The sequence below is a fragment of the Marinobacter sp. genome, assembly GCF_039977835.1.
Classification (GTDB): Bacteria; Pseudomonadota; Gammaproteobacteria; order Pseudomonadales; family Oleiphilaceae; genus Marinobacter.
In genome coordinates, this window is sequence record NZ_JBDWCL010000004.1 from 16724 (window position 1) to 35375 (window position 18652).

16 protein-coding genes are annotated in these 18652 nt (G+C 59.2%); 2 read left to right on the plus strand and 14 right to left on the minus strand.

All coding sequences use genetic code 11. The annotated features are described in order from the left end of the window. Nucleotides 1-11: 11 nt before the first annotated feature. From ABJM11_RS00540 to ABJM11_RS00580, 9 genes are all read right to left on the minus strand, one after another. Entirely contained in the window at nucleotides 12-281 is a 270-nt protein-coding gene (locus ABJM11_RS00540) for a K+/H+ antiporter subunit F (protein WP_348296847.1), read from the minus strand. Next, nucleotides 278-772 carry a Na+/H+ antiporter subunit E gene (locus ABJM11_RS00545; protein WP_348296846.1) on the minus strand — a complete coding sequence of 165 codons (495 nt, stop codon included), beginning with the start codon at nucleotides 770-772 and terminating at the stop codon, nucleotides 278-280. Before ABJM11_RS00545 ends, ABJM11_RS00540 begins: the two co-directional genes overlap by 4 nt. Continuing rightward, nucleotides 769-2301, minus strand: coding sequence for a monovalent cation/H+ antiporter subunit D (locus ABJM11_RS00550; RefSeq protein WP_348296845.1), 1533 nt, complete (start codon nucleotides 2299-2301; stop codon nucleotides 769-771). Before ABJM11_RS00550 ends, ABJM11_RS00545 begins: the two co-directional genes overlap by 4 nt. Beyond that, on the minus strand, nucleotides 2298-2636 hold the full coding sequence (locus ABJM11_RS00555; protein ID WP_348296844.1) for a Na+/H+ antiporter subunit C: 339 nt from the start codon (nucleotides 2634-2636) through the stop codon (nucleotides 2298-2300). The genes ABJM11_RS00550 and ABJM11_RS00555 overlap by 4 nt, the downstream gene beginning before the upstream one ends. After that, nucleotides 2636-5446, minus strand: a complete 2811-nt coding sequence (locus ABJM11_RS00560; protein WP_348296843.1) for a monovalent cation/H+ antiporter subunit A — start codon at nucleotides 5444-5446, stop codon at nucleotides 2636-2638. Before ABJM11_RS00560 ends, ABJM11_RS00555 begins: the two co-directional genes overlap by 1 nt. Before the next feature lie 102 nt (nucleotides 5447-5548). Continuing rightward, nucleotides 5549-6829, minus strand: coding sequence for an MATE family efflux transporter (locus tag ABJM11_RS00565; RefSeq protein WP_348296863.1), 1281 nt, complete (start codon nucleotides 6827-6829; stop codon nucleotides 5549-5551). A 231-nt stretch (nucleotides 6830-7060) separates the two neighbouring features. Next, nucleotides 7061-7558 (minus strand): thiol peroxidase, encoded by a 498-nt coding sequence (gene tpx / locus ABJM11_RS00570; protein WP_348296842.1) that lies wholly within the window; start codon nucleotides 7556-7558, stop codon nucleotides 7061-7063. Between the two features lie 102 nt (nucleotides 7559-7660). Continuing rightward, nucleotides 7661-8866, minus strand: coding sequence for a Bcr/CflA family multidrug efflux MFS transporter (locus tag ABJM11_RS00575; protein ID WP_348296841.1), 1206 nt, complete (start codon nucleotides 8864-8866; stop codon nucleotides 7661-7663). 105 nt (nucleotides 8867-8971) lie between these two features. Beyond that, nucleotides 8972-9883: a LysR family transcriptional regulator gene (locus tag ABJM11_RS00580; RefSeq protein WP_348296840.1), complete on the minus strand. Its 912-nt coding sequence runs from the start codon at nucleotides 9881-9883 to the stop codon at nucleotides 8972-8974. A gap of 203 nt (nucleotides 9884-10086) precedes the next feature. Between ABJM11_RS00580 and ABJM11_RS00585 the strand changes: the two genes are divergently transcribed. Then, complete coding sequence (locus ABJM11_RS00585; RefSeq protein WP_348296839.1) at nucleotides 10087-10758, plus strand: haloacid dehalogenase type II; 672 nt, start codon at nucleotides 10087-10089, stop codon at nucleotides 10756-10758. Nucleotides 10759-10809: 51 nt separating this feature from the next. On the opposite strand, the gene ABJM11_RS00590 is transcribed toward ABJM11_RS00585, so the two are convergent. Continuing rightward, nucleotides 10810-11961, minus strand: a complete 1152-nt coding sequence (locus ABJM11_RS00590) for an alpha/beta fold hydrolase (RefSeq protein WP_348296862.1) — start codon at nucleotides 11959-11961, stop codon at nucleotides 10810-10812. Between the two features lie 217 nt (nucleotides 11962-12178). On the opposite strand from ABJM11_RS00590, the gene ABJM11_RS00595 reads away from it, so the two are divergent. Beyond that, nucleotides 12179-13075 (plus strand): acyltransferase, encoded by an 897-nt coding sequence (locus tag ABJM11_RS00595; RefSeq protein WP_348296838.1) that lies wholly within the window; start codon nucleotides 12179-12181, stop codon nucleotides 13073-13075. On the opposite strand, the gene ABJM11_RS00600 is transcribed toward ABJM11_RS00595, so the two are convergent. The 4 genes from ABJM11_RS00600 to ABJM11_RS00615 all read right to left on the minus strand — a co-directional run bounded on the left by ABJM11_RS00600 (nucleotide 13072) and on the right by ABJM11_RS00615 (nucleotide 18646). After that, the gene (locus ABJM11_RS00600) at nucleotides 13072-13284 is read right to left on the minus strand and encodes a hypothetical protein (RefSeq protein ID WP_348296837.1); all 213 of its coding nucleotides are present in this window, start codon (nucleotides 13282-13284) and stop codon (nucleotides 13072-13074) included. The two genes, ABJM11_RS00595 and ABJM11_RS00600, sit on opposite strands and share 4 nt — an antisense overlap. A 66-nt stretch (nucleotides 13285-13350) precedes the next feature. Beyond that, nucleotides 13351-15351 (minus strand): VacB/RNase II family 3'-5' exoribonuclease, encoded by a 2001-nt coding sequence (locus ABJM11_RS00605; RefSeq protein ID WP_348296836.1) that lies wholly within the window; start codon nucleotides 15349-15351, stop codon nucleotides 13351-13353. 137 nt (nucleotides 15352-15488) lie between these two features. Then, nucleotides 15489-15938: a DUF411 domain-containing protein gene (locus ABJM11_RS00610; protein ID WP_348296835.1), complete on the minus strand. Its 450-nt coding sequence runs from the start codon at nucleotides 15936-15938 to the stop codon at nucleotides 15489-15491. Nucleotides 15939-16063: 125 nt separating this feature from the next. After that, nucleotides 16064-18646, minus strand: a complete 2583-nt coding sequence (locus ABJM11_RS00615; RefSeq protein ID WP_348296834.1) for a heavy metal translocating P-type ATPase — start codon at nucleotides 18644-18646, stop codon at nucleotides 16064-16066. Nucleotides 18647-18652 lie beyond the last annotated feature (6 nt).

Consider the following 18652-nt stretch of genomic DNA (forward strand, 5'->3'; position numbering starts at 1 on the left):
TTCTGAACCATTCACTCGATGACATCCCCCCTCAGCAGGTACTTGGTCATGGCCACCGTGGCGACAAACCCCATCAAGGCGATCAGCAGGGCGGCTTCGAACAGTATGCCCAGCGACATCTGGATATCCGCCAGTACAATCAGGGCAATGCTGTTAATCATCAGGGTATCCAGAGCGAGAATCCGGTCAACGATGTCGGGGCCAATGGCCAGGCGGTAAAGGTTGAGCAGCACAGCAATACAGAAGAGGCCGATCACGAATGGAAGCACGGTGGCAATCACTGGAAGATCTCCTTCAACGGCCGCTCGTACTGTTCCTTGATCTGCCGCACCAGCTCATCCTCGTCGGTTACATGCAGGGCATGGATCAGCAGGGTGCCGGCGTCACTGTCGTAATGGGTGGTGACAGTGCCAGGTGTGAGGGAAATGGTACTGGCCAGGATAGTGATGGCAAAGTCATCGTCCAGCTCCAGTGGAAAGGTGACAAAGCCGGGCGTCAGCTGATCCGGATGCCAGAGGATGCGCCTTGCCACGACCAGATTTGAGCGCACGATATCCACCACCAGAATCATGAAATACCGGACCAGAGGTAGCAAGTAACGCACCTTGGCCTGTTCCGGCCAGAAGGGCCGGGTTATGAAAGGAATGAACACGCCCAGGGCCAGTCCCAGCAGCATGTGGGCCACCGAGAAACTGTTGACCATCAATAACCAGAGCATTGCCAGAAACAGCGAGAATAATGGTCGTGGTAGCCAGAGTTCGCGACGGTTCATTCGGTCACCTCCCTGCTCTGGCTGACGTAATCCCCCAGCACGGCTTCCACATAGCCCGATGGCTGGTAAACGAGGTGTGCGGCCGCCTCCAGGTAATCCATCACGGGTTGGGCAAAAAGCGCCAGAGAGAAGCTGATGGCAATCATCACACAGACAGTGGCGGTGCGGGCACCATCCAGCGCCGGGGCGGCCTTGACGGCGAGTTCCTCGGGCCGCCAGAACCAACCTGACCCTGCCCTGCTCAGGGCGGCGATGATCAGCAGCCCTGAGATGAGAATGGACGCCCAAAGCCAGAGATAGTCCGGTAGCGGGGAGGAGGATTGCAGAATCCAGGCCTTGCTGACAAATCCGCTGAAGGGCGGCAGGCTGGCCATGCTGACGGCCGCAACCAGAAACACAGTGCCCAGAATCCAGCGGTGCGATAGAGGCGAGATCACCGAAAAACGGTCATAGCCGTTGTCGCGGTATCGGCCGATCAGGTCGGCCAGCAGGAAAAACACCGCCGTCAGGCAGGTGCTGTGCAACAGGTAGAACAGGCTGGCAGCCAACAGTTGTTCATCGTTGCGGGACACGACCGCAAGCAGTATGCCGACAGAGACAATGACCATGTAGGCCGTCAGGGTTCGCAGGCTGGCCGCGCCGAGCACGCCAATGCCACCCAGCGCGAGAGTCACCAGTGCCATCGGCCACAGCCACGCCAATACCGACTCGTTGGCAGGTGATCCCTCGTCCAGTCCGAACACCACCAGAAACACCCGTACCATGGCGTAAAACCCCACCTTGGTCATGATGGCGAAAAGCGCCGCGACGGGTGCACTGGCAGCGGAATAGGCCCGGGGTAGCCAGAATAACAGAGGGAGCAGCGCAGCCTTGATACCGAACACTACCATCAGCAGGAGCGAGGCTGCTTTCAGCAACGGCAGGTCCGCCTCAGGGGCGCTGGCAATAACACGGGCCAGATCCGCCATGTTCAGCGTGCCAGTCAGACCGTAGAGAATACCCAGCGCCAGCAGGAACAGGGCGGAGCCTGCCAGGTTGATAACCACATAGTGCAGCCCGGCGCGGCTGCGTGCGCGGCCACCGCCATGGAGCAGCAGCGCGTAGGAGGCAATGAGTAGTACCTCGAAAAATACGAACAGATTGAACAGATCCCCGGTAAGGAAGGCACCGTTGATCCCCATGAGCTGAAACTGCAACAGGGCGTGGAAGTGGGAACCCTCACGGTCCGAACCGCGACTGGCATAGAGAACGCAGAAAAGGCTAAGTAACGCTGTCAGCAGCAGCATGATGGCGGTGAGCCGGTCCAGTACCAGCACGATCCCGAACGGCGGCTGCCAGTTACCGAGACGGTACAGGGTGTAATCGGTGACGCCGGCCTGGAGAAGAGCCCACACCGCGAAGACCACCAGCAGGAGCGTGGAACCAATACTCAGCGACCGTTGGCGGCCGATGTTGTAGCGGTACATCACCAGCAGGAATGCGCCCGTCAGCAGCGGTATCACGATGGGCATGATCATCAGGTGATTCATTGGCGGTCCTCGTTCGGATCTTCGCCATCCACATGATCACTGCGCAGCTCCACGGCTGCTTTCAGGGCCAGTACCACCACAAAGGCTGTCATAGAGAAACTGATTACGATGGCGGTGAGCACCAGTGCCTGGGGGAGGGGGTCGGTATAGCTCTCCACCAGCCCGATCACGGCCGGGGAAGCGGTGGTCAGCCGCCCCATACTGAACAGGAACAGGTTTACGCCATGAGATAGCAATGTCAGACCCAGTACCACTGAAAACGTGCGTGCCCGCAGTATCAGGTAGACGCCGGTGCTGGTCAGCACACCCAGGGTGATGGCAACCACCAGTTCCATCAGCCCACCTCCTGGCCGGGGCCGGCCACGGTCATCAGTTTGCCAAGGTTTGCCAGTATCAGCAGGGTGGCACCCACCACTGTGGTGTAAACTCCCAGGTCAAATAACAAAGCCGTTGCCAGTTCGAATTCGCCAATCAGTGGCCAGTCCATGTGGCTGAAAGCGGAGGTGAGGAACGGGTAGCCGACTACCCAACTGCCCAGGCCGGTAGCCGTGGCGATCAGCAGGCCGGCGCCAATCAAGGGGCGGAAATGCGTGAGCATCCGTTCCTGCGCCCAGACCAGGCCACCGGCCATGTACTGCAGGGTGAGGGCAACGGCGGTCACCAGCCCGGCAATGAACCCCCCGCCTGGCATATTGTGGCCGCGCAGGAAAATAAAGGCCGACACCAGCAGGGCAATAGGCAGGGCCATACGGGAGACCATCTGCAGGATCACCGGATGGGGCTCGGCAAAGCCCTTTGCGGTACCGGCATGGGCCACCCGTTCTTTCAGGTGCAGATCACGGGTAAACGCAAAGACCGCGACAGCGGCTATGCCAAGCACGGTGATTTCACCCAGGGTATCGAAGCCGCGGAAGTCCACCAGAATGACGTTGACAACATTGGTGCCGCCCCCTCCGGAAACGCTGTTGGCCAGGAAATAACCGGAAATGGTTTCGGCAGGCCGGGTCAGTACCGCGAAGGCAAAGAGGGCAACGCCGGTGCCCGCCAGGCCTGCCAGTCCCAGGTCACGCACAATCCTTCCGGCTCCGGATTCTCTGGGAGAGGTCTGGGGCAGGAACGACAGTGCCAGCATCATGATGACCACAGCCATGACTTCCACGGACAACTGGGTAAGAGCAAGGTCCGGGGCTGAAAACTGGGCGAAGGCCAGGGTGACAAACAGGCCGGTGACCGATAACAGCAGCAGTGCTGGCAGGCGCTGGTGGTGAAACAGGGCAACGCCGATGGCAGACAGGCATAGGATGACGGCACCAAAAACCACCATCGGATTAACCTCTGTCAGTGCGGAGGGGCCTTGCCAGCCGGTGTAGCCACCGAGCATCCAGAGCGCCGGTGCGATTGCGGCGACGAGAATAAAGGCGAGATAGCGCTGCAGTGAGCCATTTTCCAGGCGATAGACCAGCGACTGGGCGAAGCGGATACACTGCTGCATGATCTGTTCAAAGATGTTCTTGGCATCGACCTCCGGTAGCTGTCGATGAATGGCAAACAGCGGGCCGCGGGCAAGATAGAACACTACCCCCCCGACCATGGCGGTCATGCTCATCATGGCCGGCACCCGGGCCTCAGAGAGGGCGGAGAAGTCATACAGCGGCAGGTGAGTCATGGACGTGGCCATGACGGCCAGATGAACTACCCCATCGTAGGTGGCCTGTGGCGCCAGCCCCATCATCAGTGAGGCGGCGGCAAGAATGCACAGTGGTACCAGCATGCCTGCCGGTTTTTTGCGGGGAGGCCAGTGGGGCAGATCCACCGGTGCCCCGTTGAAAAACACGTTGTGAAAGATGCGCACGGAATACGCCACCGAAAACAGGCCTGCCACAGTGACCCATGCCGGAATCAGGGTGTTGGCCCAATGGGGGGCGGTGACCAGCAGGCTCTCGGAGAACAGCATCTTCTTGCTCAGGTAACCACTCATCAGCGGCAGGCCTGCCATGGCCGCCGCCGGTATTGCTGTAATCAGCATCAGCGCCGGCATGGTTCTCCACAGGCCGTTGATGTTTCGCATGTCCCGGCTTCCGGTGGCCTGGTCGACGATGCCTGCCATCATGAACAGGGGAGCCTTGAACAGGGCGTGGACCGTCAGATGAAACAGGGCCGCCGCCATTGCCATTTCGCTGCCCATGCCAATCAAAAGTGTTATCAGCCCTAAATGGGAAATGGTGGAGTAGGCCAGCAGGCCCTTGATGTCGTGCATGAACATGGCCACAAACGCGCCGACCATCAGGGTCACCATGCCGGTAATCGTAATAAGGCTGAACCAGAGCTCGGTGTCGCCCATGGCCGGATGCAGGCGGGCCATCAGGAACAGGCCGGCTTTGACCATGGTGGCAGAATGCAGGTAGGCGGACACAGGCGTCGGTGCCGCCATGGCATGGGGCAGCCAGAGATGAAACGGCGCCTGGGCAGACTTGGTGAAGGCGCCAAGCAGAATCAGCGACAGGGTCAGGGGGTAGCGATCGTCCCTGACAATGGCATCGGTGGCCGCCAATACATCACTGATCTGGTAGCTGCCAACAATCTGCCCCAGAAGCAGAATGCCACCGAGCAGGGCCAGGCCACCGCCGCCGGTGATTACCAGGGACATGCGGGCGCCACGACGGGCGTTGCGGCTGGACCAGGTGAAGCCGATGAGCAGAAAAGATACCAGGCTGGTGAGCTCCCAGAACACCAGCATGAACAGCAGGTTCTCTGACAGCACAATGCCCAGCATGGCGGTCATGAACAGCTGAATCAGCACGAAGAAGCGCCCGGCCGAGTCCTTGCCGGCGAAATAGTATCGCGCATAGAGAATGATCAGGCAGCCGATACCGGTAATCAGAGTGGCAAACAACCAGCTCAGGCCGTCCAGGCGGAATGCGACGCCAAGGCCGATTTCCGGTACCCAGGAAATGGAATAGACGAGGGCTTCGCCGGACTGGATCCGGGGAAGGTAACTGAGCAAAAGCAGCAGGCAGATGGCCGGGGCGATCAGCGCTGTCAGCGCGTGGCGCTGTACGTGATCCGGGCCGGGCCGGTTCAGCCTTGAAAGGAGCGAAGCGATGGCTCCCAGTACGGGCAAAAAGACGAGAAGCCCAATGTCCATAACGGAATTCAGCCGGTCAGGAGTGAGTTCTTAAAAACATTCAGCTTATTAGCATTCTTTATGTATAGCCGATGTTTGAGACTTTTTCATTCTTATAACTCATTAAGCAGCGTCCGGGGCCGCGAGTTTCCGGATGCCCTGGCGGTAGAACGTATAGGCCATGGCTCCTGCCGACAGGTTACCAGCTAAGGCGCCGCTCATCAGCCCGTTGATGCCGCCAATCTGGGCACCAAACCAGAGAAAGGGCAGGAAGCACAGGAACAGGCGAAGGGTGGATACCAGCAGAGCACGCATTGCCAGACCAAGGGCGTTGCAAACAGAGACCATCAGCATGCAGACGCCCAGGCCACTGTAACTGAGCGGCACCCGCACCAGGTAGCTGCCAAGCACATCACTGACGTCCCTGTCGCTGGTGAACAGTTCGGATACCAGTCCGGAGGCCAGCAACCAGATCAGGCCGATGGCCAGTTGCCAGACCACCACAAAGCGAACCGCCAGGCGCACGAGTTTGCGAATCTGGCCAATTTCGCCGGCCCCCAACATACGTCCAACCATGGGGGGCATGGACATAGTCAGTGCCAGTACTACCACGATGGAGAAAAACTCAAGGCGTGTGCCCAGGCCCCAGGCAGCTACGGCCGCGGAGCCAAAACCGGCCACCAATGCAGTGGCCACCATGGCAGAGACCGGTGGCATTAGCTGACTGACCATGGCGGGGGCCATAATGCCGGTCAGTTGTCGGACTGCTTTCCCCAGGGCCAGCTGCTTCAGGTCAAAGCGCAACCAGCCGCAACGGAGCAGTTTGGGGTAAATCAAGAGGCAGCCGATGCCGAAGGCGGTAATGGTGGCCAGGGCGGCACCGGGCAGGCCCCAGCCGAAGACGAAGATGTAGAGGGGGTCGAGAGCGATATTGAGCAGGCTGGTGGCCACCATCATATAGCCCGGCAGCCTGGTATCGCCATGGGAGCGGCACACACTGTAGCCGAAATACAGCATGGCACCGGTCCAGGCGGAGACGAGCCAGGGTATCCAGTAACTGCGGATCAGTGGCAGCAGGCTCTGTTCGGCGCCGAGTGCCGACATGATAGTGGTCTGCAATAACCACAGGCTGATGCACAGGATGATCACCAGGGTGGCGCCAACGGTGACCACCAGGCCACCCAGGCGCTCGGCGCGAAGCTGGTCACCCGCGCCCAGGGTGCGGGAGATAATGGCAGTGGTGGCGATGCCCAGGCCTACTTGCAGGCCAATAATCAACTGTTGCATGGGCAGGGTGAAGCCAAGCGCTGCCAGCGGGTCGCGACCGAGCTGGCCAATAAATGCGCTGTCCACCAGTTGGAAAGTCATCAGTGACAGCACGCCGAAGAGCATGGGCCAGGTCATGGTAAACAACTGGCGTGGCAGGCTGGCTTGGGATTCGGCGTTGGTCACGTTGGGGGCTTCGGTTCCTGGTGTTGTGCCTGGAGGGCGATTCTAGCAGGTTTGCGGGTTTGCGGGTTTGGGGGCTGGGCCAGGGGTAGGATGTTTTTTCTTATGGGAAAAGAACTCGCTTTGCTCAGACACCTTTTCCCGGCAGAAAAAACATCCTACCCCTGGTCCGATCCGACAACAGGTTCAAAGAGCCGCTAAAGCCTTCTCGTAATCCGGCTCGTCCTTGATTTCACCCACCAGCTGGCTGTGTAAAACCTTGTTGTCCTCATCCAGAACTACCACGGCACGGGCACAAAGGCCGGCAAGTGGGCTGTCCTGAATTGCCACACCGTAATCCTGCTGAAAGCTGTAGTTGCGGAAGCTGGACAGGGTGGTTACGTTTTCCAGGCCTTCTGCACCACAGAACCGGCTGGCGGCGGGGGGCAGGTCGGCGGAGATAACCAGCACGACGGTATTGTCCAGGTTACTGGCTTTTTCATTGAATGTGCGAGTGGACGTGGCGCAGGTGGGGGTGTCAATGCTGGGGATGATGTTGAGTACTTTGCGCTTGCCGGACCATTTATCGAGAGTGACGTCTTCCAGGCCCTGGGTAGTGAGGGTGAAGTTGGGGGCGGTGTCGCCCGGTTGCGGTAAGGTGCCGCTGACGGTAATAGGATTGCCGCCGAGTGTGACGTTGCTCATAGGTTATTCCCTGTTTCTGGCCGAATGGATTTGTGTCTAACAACTTACTCTGTGTAGTTCATTTTGGATGCTTTTTCATCCAGGGACACGGTTAAATGAGTGTCAGGCCGGCTCAAATCCGGGAGCCGGGTACCGCTGGACCAGCAACAGGTAGCTGGCCAGGGCTGCGATGGCGCACGTAGCAATAACAGCCGCCATCGCCAGGGAGGTACCGTCGTGGAAATGGCCCACCAGCATGCCGATAATGGCTGCGACCGCCATCTGGGTAAAGCCGAAAAGTGCCGACGCGGAACCGGCCATCTGGGGGAAGTTGGCCAGTGCGCCAGCCATGGTCTGGGGAAGCACCATGCCAAGTCCCATCATGAACAGCGCCTGGGGTAGTATCACCACCCAGACGCTGTAGACCTGAGTAATCGCCAACGCCGCCATCAGCCCGCCACCGGCGACAGATAGGACCAGCCCTCTGACCAGAATCTGGTCTGGGACAAGATGGCGGCCAAGGCGAACAGCGGTGAGGTTGCCAACGATGTAACCGGCGACGATACAGGCGAAGAACAGTCCGAAATGCTGGGGTTGGACACCCAGGAAATCGATCAGCACAAACGAGGCGCCGGACAGGAACGCAAACAGGCCGGCGAAGACCAGGGAGTTAGTCAGTGTGTAGCCCAGGAAGCTGATGTCTGACGCTATCGCCCGATAATTCTTGAGCAGACTGCCCAGGCTCAGGGACTGACGGTGCTCCGGATGCATCGGTTCCGGAATGCCAACGGCCACCACCACCGCCATCACCAGCGCATAGCCGCCCAGCGCCAGGAATATCGATGGCCAGCCCAGACCGACCACCATAAAGCCGCCTAGAGTCGGGGCGATTGCCGGTGCCAGAGCCATGATGCTGGCAAGTATGGCCATGATCTTCGCGGCCTCCCTGGGCGAATAGATATCCCGCACAGCTGCGCGGCCAAGTACTGGCCCGGCAGAACCACCAAGGGCCTGGAGGAAGCGGGCCAGCACCAGGGTTTCAATGTTGGTGGCAAGGGCACAGATCACGCTGGTAGCGGCAAACAGCAGAAAACCGCCAATCATGATGGGCTTGCGGCCAAAACGGTCTGCCAGGGGGCCGCAGACCAACTGGGCGACCGCGAAGCCGGCCATGTAGACGCTCAGGGTCAGCTGGACCTGGCCGGTACCGGCCGACAGGGATTCTCCCATGCTGGGCAGGGCAGGCAGGTACATGTCGATCGCCAGCGGCCCAAGGGCGACGGCGGCGGCCAATAATATCGTTGTCCATACACTGGTTAATGCAAGCATTTCCGTTCCTGCGCCGCTTCCCGAAACAATGGTGTAAGTCTACGCACTAACCCAGCCCTGATAACGGCCGTCCGTTTCATACAACGTATGACAAAAACAGATGGGTTAACTGTTGATATCGTTCATTGTCGCGGCCACGCCGTTAACATGGTTGCGGATCCAGCGGTGGGCGGGGTCGTTCTGGTTACGCTTGTGCCATAACATAAGCATGGTGAAAGGCTTGTAATCAAAGGGCAGGGCTGCTGTGGCAAAGTCACGCAGTAAGTGTTCACTCATGCGTTCAGGGGCAGTAGCGAGCATGTCTGTTCCGCGCAGGAATCCGGCCAGCCCGGAAAAGTTGGAGACGGTCACAACGGTTCTTCGTCGAAGGCCACGAGCGGATAACGAGTCTTCTAGTGCGGTTTTTTCCCCCGTGCCGAAGAGGATGCCAATGTGATCGGCTTTCAGGTAATCCACCAGTGAGTCAGGGGCCTGCCGCTGAGCCGGGTCGTAGAATACGACCATTCGGTCCGCCATCAGGCCCCTCTGCATGATGTCTGTTGCTTCCGGGGCATGGGGCGAAATAATCAGGTCACACAGGTCTTTGCGCAGCATTTCGGCAGTGGGGATGCCCGAGGGGATCACCTGCAGGTGGATGCCGGGGGCATCGCGGCGGAGGACCGATAGCAGCCCGGGCAATATCAGGTCACGCTGGTAGTCGTTGGCCGCAATGGTAAAGGTGAATTCCGCACTGGCTGGTGTGAACGGCGGGCCGGAGGACAGGGAGTGGAGGTCGTCGAGTATCTGACGAATGTGAGGGCCTGCCTGAACGGCATAACGGGTGGGCACAATGCCACGGCCCGATTTCACGAACAGGGCATCTCCGAGTGCCTGGCGCAGGCGTTCCAGAGTGTGACTGACCGCCGACTGGCTTACCCCCAGACGTACAGCGGCCCTGGATACACTGCCTTCGTCCAGCACGGCTATAAAGGTACTCAGGGAGCGAATGTCCAGGTTTAATGTATCGACTGGGTTCATGAATGGGAGTGTAACCCAGGCATCAGAGTTTTTCCTGTGCCGTTGCGAATTCCGTCCGTGCTTCGGCCAGCTCCGGCTCCTCTTTTCGGTAGAGAGCTTTGTGCATGACTTCACCTGGCTCAATAGTTTGAGTGACCATTCATATCGTGATGCCGCATGGTTTACGATGTACCAAAGCCGACTGGATGACAAAGGAGAACCTGATGAAGCCGATTCTGGCGTTTGACGTGTACGGAACACTTGTGGACCCGATGGGTATGGCGCAATTGCTGGCACCGGATGCGGGTGAGACGGCGGAATCGGTGAGCGCGCAATGGCGGGAGAAGCAGTTGGAGTTTTCATTTCGCAAGGGGCTGATGCGGATGTATGAGGATTTCGGAGCCTGTACCCGGCAGGCGTTGCGGTATGCGATGGCCAGTCATGGTCTGGATCTGGGCAGTGAGCGTGAGGATGAGCTCATGGGGGCTTACCTTTCCCTGCCTGCGTTTGATGATTCCTTGCCGGCGCTGAAGTCCCTTGAGGGGGATTATCTGATGTATGCGTTTTCCAACGGCACCTATCCGGCGCTGGAGAAGGTTTTGGGGCACAATGATCTGCTGGCGATGTTTGATGGGTTGGTGTCGGTGGATGACGTTAAAAGCTTCAAGCCGGACCCGGCGGTCTATGCCTATGCCCGTCGGGCGACGGGGGCGTTGGATCAACCGTTGTGCCTGGTGTCGAGTAATGCCTGGGATGTGATCGGGGCCCGGGCGGCGGGGCTTATGGCTATATGGGTTCAGCGTGATCCCGGGAAGGTGTTTGAGGACTGGGGGATTCAGCCCAATGCGGTGGTTCGCAGTCTTTCGGAGTTGCCCGCGACCTTGGCCAGCCTCTGAGCTTGGTGGAAGCGAAGTGCGTCTATAAATTAGGAGTCAGATTGCTTTAATTCAATCCGACCTCTCTGCCAACCACTCCGCCATTTCCAGCCAGCTTTCTTTCGGCGCCCTGCTACCGGCAAGAATACCCATGTGACCGCCGGGGGTGACCCGGAAGGTGACGTCCTTTGAGCTGACGTGGTCCTCAATCCGTTTGACCGCACCCGGTGTGGCCAGGGTGTCGCTGTCGCCGGCGATGACGAGTAAGTTGGCGTTTACGTTTTCCAGGCGGGCAATGTCTTCGCCGATCTGGATCTGGCCGCGGGAGAGGTCGTTGTCGATCCACAGGCGCACCACCGCGTCCTGAACGATGCCGCCGGGGTAGGCGACCATGCGGTCGAGGAACGCGGAGGTGGTGGCGTGGCTGGAGACGAATTCGCGATCGCCCAGCCGGACGATGAGTTCCCAGTAGCCCATCACGCTGCCGATGGGGTTGGTGAGTTTGAAGCCGATGGTGTTGGCCCAGCCGGGGGTGTGGAACCAGTGGGGTTTGACGTCGTGCAGGCGAAAGCCGGTGCGTTTGCGGACAAAGTCGGCGACGTCGGATACCCGCTGGTACATCAAGCCCATCAGGCCGGAGGCATGGCTGTCGATGGGAGAGCCCAGCACAATGGCGTTGCGGATGTGCTGGTCGCGGCTGAGGGCAGAGTAAAACAGCGTGAACATGCCCCCCAGGCTCCAGCCATGCAGCGATAACTCCTGCTCGCCGCTGTGTTCCCGCACCCGGTTCAAGTAGGCCGGCAGCAGCTCCGCCACGTAGGTGTGGAGATTGTAGTGGCTGTGCTCTCGCGTCGGCACGCCCCAGTCGATCAGGTACACCTCAAACCCCTTGGCCCGCAGGAATCGCACCAGGCTGCGTTGGGGGAACAGATCGTAGATAAGCATGTTTACTGCCAATGGCGGCACGATCACGATCGGTGTCTTGTGGGGCGTGCGCTCCACATTGATCATCTCGCCGTCCAGCTCGATGAAGTCCTCGGCCAGCGGCGGATAGTACCGCAGGCTCACCAGGCCATCGGTGTGCAGGGTCTCGAACGGCGTCTGCCCCGCCTGAACCAGGCTGGCGGCGCGAAATACACGGTCGAAGGCGTTGCCGGCGTAAAGCGCGGAGTGTCGGGTCAGTTCCGAAGCCTTGTCAAAGGCGTATTTCAGCGGGTCGGGCATAGAGATTTCCATAAAATGTAGGGCGCTAACGGGTCCGGAAAAGGGTTTTCATACCTGCACAGCCACCGAGGCCCAACAAGACTAGACTATCTATACAGGCCAGAACTATGGCAAGAACGTCCACCACCAATGGCAAACCGGTCACTTCACGCCACTGCCCAAAGCTGCCAACCATTGGTATCATTCAGCCATCGAAAAAACCAACAACAGGACAACCATGCTCAGCTTCCTGCCAGCCCCGGTCATCGGCGTTATCAGCTCTATCCTCCTGGGAATCAACACCCTGTTCTGGTGTCTGCTCCTCTACATTCCGGCAATATTCAAACTGATCATCCCCCATACCGGTTTCCGGGTACTGTGCACCAAAGCCATCATCTGGATTGCTGAAGCCTGGGTGGCCTGCAATACCGGCTGGATGAAACTCACTCAGGGCACGAAATGGACCGTCCACGGCGACGAAAAACTCAAACGGGAAAGCTGGTACCTGGTGCTCAGCAACCACCAGAGCTGGGTCGACATTTTCGCCATGCAGCGGGTGTTCAACCACCGGGCGCCGTTTCTCAAGTTCTTCCTCAAGCAACAGCTGATCTGGGTACCGGTGATTGGCCTGGCCTGGTGGGGGCTGGATTTCCCGTTCATGAAGCGTTACACCCGTGAATACCTGATCAAGCACCCGGAAAAGCGCGGCGAAGACCTGAAAGCCACCCGCCAGGCCTGTGAAAAGTTTCGCTACACACCGGTCAGCGTAATGAACTTCGTGGAAGGCACCCGTTTCACCCAGGCCAAGCACGATCAGCAGAAATCAAAGTACACCCATCTGCTGACCCCCAAGGCCGGCGGTGTGGCATTTGTGCTGGATGCCATGGGGGATGCGATCGAAACGCTGGTGGATGTGACAATCGCTTATCCGGGCAAGGCGCCCACTTTCTGGGACTTCATGTGCGGAAGGGTCACTGAGGTAAAAATGGAGATCGACACGGTTGCGATTCCCGCGTATCTCAAGGGGCGGGACTATGCGACGGATGCCGAGCACCGCAAGAATGTGAAGAACTGGCTGGCAGAGCAGTGGCGGGCAAAGGACGAACGCCTGTCGAGGATGCTTGAGAAGGGCTAGTTGTTGTTACCCTTTTCATCGTCCTCGACTTCATCGGGGTGCTCTTTTTTATAGCGCTCCCACTCTTCCCAGTCGTGAGGCGTGCCGGCATGGGGTCGCTTCAGGTGCTTCGCGTGCTCCATGGCATTGTGGCGCAGGCTGTGGTCCCGCTCCTCTTCTTCCTCTTCGAAGCCGTACTTCCTGAGAAATTCAGTTGGGCTGATAGGCATCCGGAATCACCTCCGCAATAGATAGCCGCGTCTTTACTAATACGATGGTGCTCCGGGCCCGGATTTTCAAGCCTCGCTTGTGGGGTCGGGACCGCTGTCGGTGGCTGCTTCTCCGGCCGGCGTCTCTGTGAGATTGAAAAGAATCTGCTTGCGCTCGTCGTCCACGCCCGCAAATGTAACCGTCACCGGCTGTTCCAGCTGGAAAGTGCGACCGTTCTTGTTATGAACCAGGCGCAGGGTGACCGGGTCGAAGCTGAACTTGCCTTCCAGGGTCTTGCAGCTGACGAATCCTTCCAGCCCGTTGGTATCCAGACGCACGAAGAAACCCGAAGGGGTTGTGCGGCTGATGGCGCCGGTCATTGGCTCGTCGCCCAGGGTGCGGGCGAAATCACTCTTGAGCCAGCTCTCCAGGCTGTTGGCCGCCTGGCGTGCGCGGAACTGGGTCAGCTGCAGTTCGGCCAGCTGTTCGTCACTCAGGTCGCTCAGGGGCTCCTGCCACAGGATCGATTTGATCAGCCGGTGAACGTGAAAGTCGCTGAACTTGCGCAGCGGTGAGGTAAAGGTGGTGTAGGCGGCCAGACCCATGCCCTGGTGGGGAGCGGCTGTGAAGGACAGCTCGGCCCGCGCTAGCTGGCGGGAGATGATAGCCTTGACCGGCACTTCCGAATCCAGCCCTTCGGTCTGTTTCATCAGGTCACGGAAGCCCTCGGCACTGGTGGCATCCACGCCAGCCAGATCTGGGGCATAGCCTTCCAGCAGTGCGCGGATGTTGTCGGCGCGGTCATCACGTAAGCCGGGGTGCTGAATAAACAGGCCCTTGTCCTGCTGTCCAAGGAAGTCCGCCGCGCAGCGGTTGGCCGCAATCATGCATTCTTCCACCAGGCGATGGGCCTCGTTCTGCACCGAGGGCTCGATCAGCCGGACCCGCCGGTTCTCATCCAGGCGCAGGCGGAATTCCGGGCGGTCGCCGTTCACCAGTGCGTGCTCATTCCGCCACTTGCGAAGCGCAGTTGCAGCCTGATGGAGCTGGTCAAGGCTGTTGGAAACGCTGTCCGGTAACGCCTTGACGTCATCGGCTTCACGGCCCTCGATCAGGTTGGATACCAGTTCATAACTGAGCTTGCCGTGGGAGCGGATGACGGCCTGGTGAAAGCTGTACTCACCCAGGCTGCCATCGTTGTTCACCTGCAGGTCACAGACCAGGGCCAGGCGCTTTACCTCGGGCATCAGAGAACACAGGCGGGTGCTCAATGTGTCCGGCAGCATTGGCAGGGGCTCGCCGGGAAAATAGATGGCCGTCGCGCGGCGGAAGGCTTCCTGCTCGGCCGGGCTGCCCGGCTCAATAACTGCGGTGGGGTCGGCAATGGCAATGGAGAGTTTCCAGCCGGTGGCATTGGGCTCGGCCAGCAGGGCGTCGTCCATGTCCTGGGTCCCGGGGCTGTCGATGGTGACATACGGTTGGTCGGTGCGGTCTTCCCGGTTTTCGCTCCGGGCGTCGATGACCGATTCGTCCAATGCCTCGGCCTGTGTGCTGACAGCCTCGGGCCAGGTGTCTGGCAGATCGAAGGTGGCGACTGTGAAGGCGCGCTCGATGCCGGTCTGTCCGGCTTTGCCGATCACTTTCAGGATCCTTGCCTGGCCCTTCCCATCCTTGATGGGGTGTTTGTGAATGCGGCAGTAGATGTAGTCATCGGGCCCGGCATTCTGGCGCTCTTTCGGCGGAATGAATATCCAGCGATTGATGCCGGGTGTTTCCGGCACCACAAAGTGGCCCTTACCCTTGACCAGGTAACGTCCCACGAAGGTGTCCAGACGGGTTTCCAGCAGTTCGTCCACCACACCCTGGGTCTTACCTTTATCGCCTTCCTGCTCGGTAATGGTCACCCGGTCGCCCGGCAGGACTTTCTGCATTTCTTCCGGCGGCAGAAACACGTCCCTGCCTTCATCCAGTGCCACAAAGCCGAAACGTCCGTTGGTGGCTTTGACAGTGCCGGGGAACACCACCTTGTTTTCTTCAATATCGGACTTGAGCTGGCGCAACTGGCTGAGGGCGTCGGCGTTGAGCATGAACAGAACCTGACTGGATAAAATTTGAATGTTGTTACGGAGTATACCGGTTATGGCGGTATGAGTCAGACCTGTTACGAGTGGTTAATATCCCGGCCCGATTTAGTGGCCGGGATAGTCGTGGAGCAAGGAAGGGCCTAGTTGTGCTCTGCGAAAACCCGGGTCTGGCCGTTTTCGTTGAACATCAGCACCTGGTAATGATCCTTGCGGTCGCCCATTTCCATGCCCGGAGATCCTGCCGGCATTCCCGGTACCGCAAGGCCATTTGCCTTCGGGGCCTCGGCAATCAGGCGGTGAATGTCATTGGCCGGAACGTGACCTTCGATCACGTAGTCGCCGACGAAGGCCGTGTGGCAACTGGCCAGCGCTGGTGTCAGGCCCGCATCGATCTTGATGGGGTTCAGGTCGTTGGTCTCAGTCACTTCAACCTTGAACCCATTGTCCTCCAGGTGGTCTACCCAGTCAGTGCAGCAGCCGCAGGTCGGAGACTTGTAGACATGAATGTCTTTGAGCCCCTCGTCGGCCTGCAGTTGGCTGTTCAGACCGACGGTGGCAATGAGGCCCAGGGCCAGCATGTGTTTTTTCATGATGTTACCTCAGTGGTGATGGCTATGGTCGTTGTCCGTTTTGCTACCGTCAGAGGGTGACAGCCAGAACCACCAGACGATGGCGGCCATCAGGACCAGTCCTCCCGCATTGACCAGAAGTGTGCTCATTCGTTCCCCTCTTTGCTGACGCTATTGCTGGTTCTGAACAACCGCAGCCGGTTGGCGTTGGTCACCACCGTAACTGAGGAAAGCGACATGGCAGCGCCGGCCAGAATGGGGCTCATCAATATTCCCCACAAAGGGTATAACAGCCCGGCTGCCACCGGTATACCCATGGAGTTGTATATAAAAGCACCAAACAGGTTCTGGTGGATATTACGAACAGTCGCCCGTGATATCTCAATGGCGTCGGCTACGCCGTGCAGCGATCCCCGCATCAGCGTAATACCGGCGCTTTCAATAGCCACATCGGTTCCGGTGCCAATGGCAAAGCCGACATCTGCAGCGGCCAGGGCAGGGGCATCGTTGATGCCGTCGCCAACCATTGCCACGGTGTAGCCCTTGCCACGCATTTCGCTGACGATGGTGGCCTTGTCTTCAGGCAATACCTCCGCACGGTAATCATCAATCCCGGTTTTCTGCGCGATGGCTCTGGCGGTGGCGTCTACGTCGCCGGTGACCATCATCACCCGGATACCAGCATCGTGGAGCCGGCGGATGGCGTCCTCGGAATCTTTTTTAACGGCATCGGCAACCCCGATCACGCCCACCGCTTCTTTACCCAGCGCCAGGAACAACGGAGTTCCGGCTTCGGAGGTAATGGCATCAGCCTCCTTCTGAAGACCTGACAGATCCACACCCTCGCTTTCCAGCCAGCGGCGATTGCCCAAGCGCACAGGTTGGCCTTCAAGCTCGCCCTGCACGCCCTGGCCGTTGAGAGCCTCAAACCCGTTGACATTTTCCGGGGTGACGCCTTCTTCTTTGGCCTTAGCCATGATGGCTTCCGCCAACGGGTGTTCCGAGTGCTGTTCCAGGCCGGTTGCCAGCGCCAGTAATCGGCCCGTATCGTCATCAATGGCATGGAAACGGGTAACGGCCGGGTGCCCTTCTGTGATGGTGCCGGTTTTGTCCAGTATCACCAGGTCCAGCTTGCCGGCGGTTTGCAGGGCGTCGCCCTGGCGGATCAGCGCGCCGTATTCCGCAGCCTTGCCGACACCGACCATCACTGACATCGGGGTGGCCAGGCCAAGGGCGCAGGGACAGGCGATAATCAGCACTGTGGTGGCTGCCACCATCATATGGACCACTGCTGGCTCCGGCCCGACGTTGTACCATACCAGTGCCGAAACCACGGCAATCAGCATCACGCTGGGTACGAACACTGACGAAATCTTGTCCGCCAGACGACCGATGGCAGGCTTGGAGCCCTGGGCCTTCTTGACCAGGCGGATGATCTGGGCGAGAGCGGTTTCGCTGCCCACGCGGGTGGCCTTGTAGATAATCGAGCCATGGGTATTCAGGGTACCGGCAGACACCTCGTCACCTTCGCGCTTGCTGATGGGCATGGGTTCACCGGTGAGCATGCTCTCATCGATGCGGGTAGTGCCCTCGCTGATTTCCCCGTCCACTGGCAGTTTTTCTCCGGGCCGCACACGAATGCGGTCACCAACCTGGACCTGTTCCACTGGCAGATCCCGCTCTTCACCGTTACGGATGACCCGGGCGGTTTTTGCCCGTAGGTCCAGCAACCGACGCACGGCTTCCGAGGTTTTGCCCTTGGCACGAAGTTCCAGCGCCTGGCCCAGGTTGATCAGGCCGATAATCATTGCCGAGGCTTCAAAATACACATGCCGGGCCATTTCCGGCAGCGCATCGGGAATGCTGGCTACCACCATGGAATAGGCCCAGGCGGTGCCGGTGCCCAGGGCAATCAGGGTATCCATATTGGCATTGTGATGGCGGAACGCCTTCCAGGCGCCCGTGAAAAAATGGCCGCCGGTGGCAACCATCACGCCCAGGGTAAGAATACCCAGGACAAGCCAGGTCAACTGGTTGTCTGCTGTGACCATCATGGAGCCGAATCCCATGCCCCAGATCATCAGACCCAGACCCAGGCCAAGGCTGATCGCCATCTTAACCAGCAGCGTTTTGTACTGCTTGCGATCCTCTTGCTGCTTGCGGTCATCCGCGGCATCCGGATCTTCTATCATGCTGGCACCGTAGCCGGAGCTCTCCACAGCCTTGATGAGTGCCTGGGGGTCGGCATGGCCACTGGCAGTGGCGGTATTGTCTGCCAGATTCATATGCGCACCGGTGATGCCATCCACCGACTTCAGCGCTTTCTCAATGGTGTTCACACAGGAGGCGCATGTGGCGCCGGTTACGGCGAGGTGAATCTGATCACCTTCATCGCTGTTCCCACCGATACCGGGGTGTTCTGCAGGCCTATGTCCGGTTCCACTCTGGCTCTCGTCGTCTTCGGAGTGGCAATGATCATCTCTGGGCACCGGCTCGGCAGACGCCTCGTCGAGAGGCATCGCAGGGTAACCTGCCTCCGTTACAATACGGGCCGCTTCCCCGGTATCAATGCCATCGGGCAGTAAAACCGTCTGCTCGTCCAGATTCACATCTACCCGATCGGCACTGCCGGTCAATAGCTCCAGCGCGCTACGAATCTTGCGCACGCAACCCTGGCAGGATGCGCCGGAAATCGACAACGCAGGGTGTAACGCGGTTTTCTCATTCATGGAGCA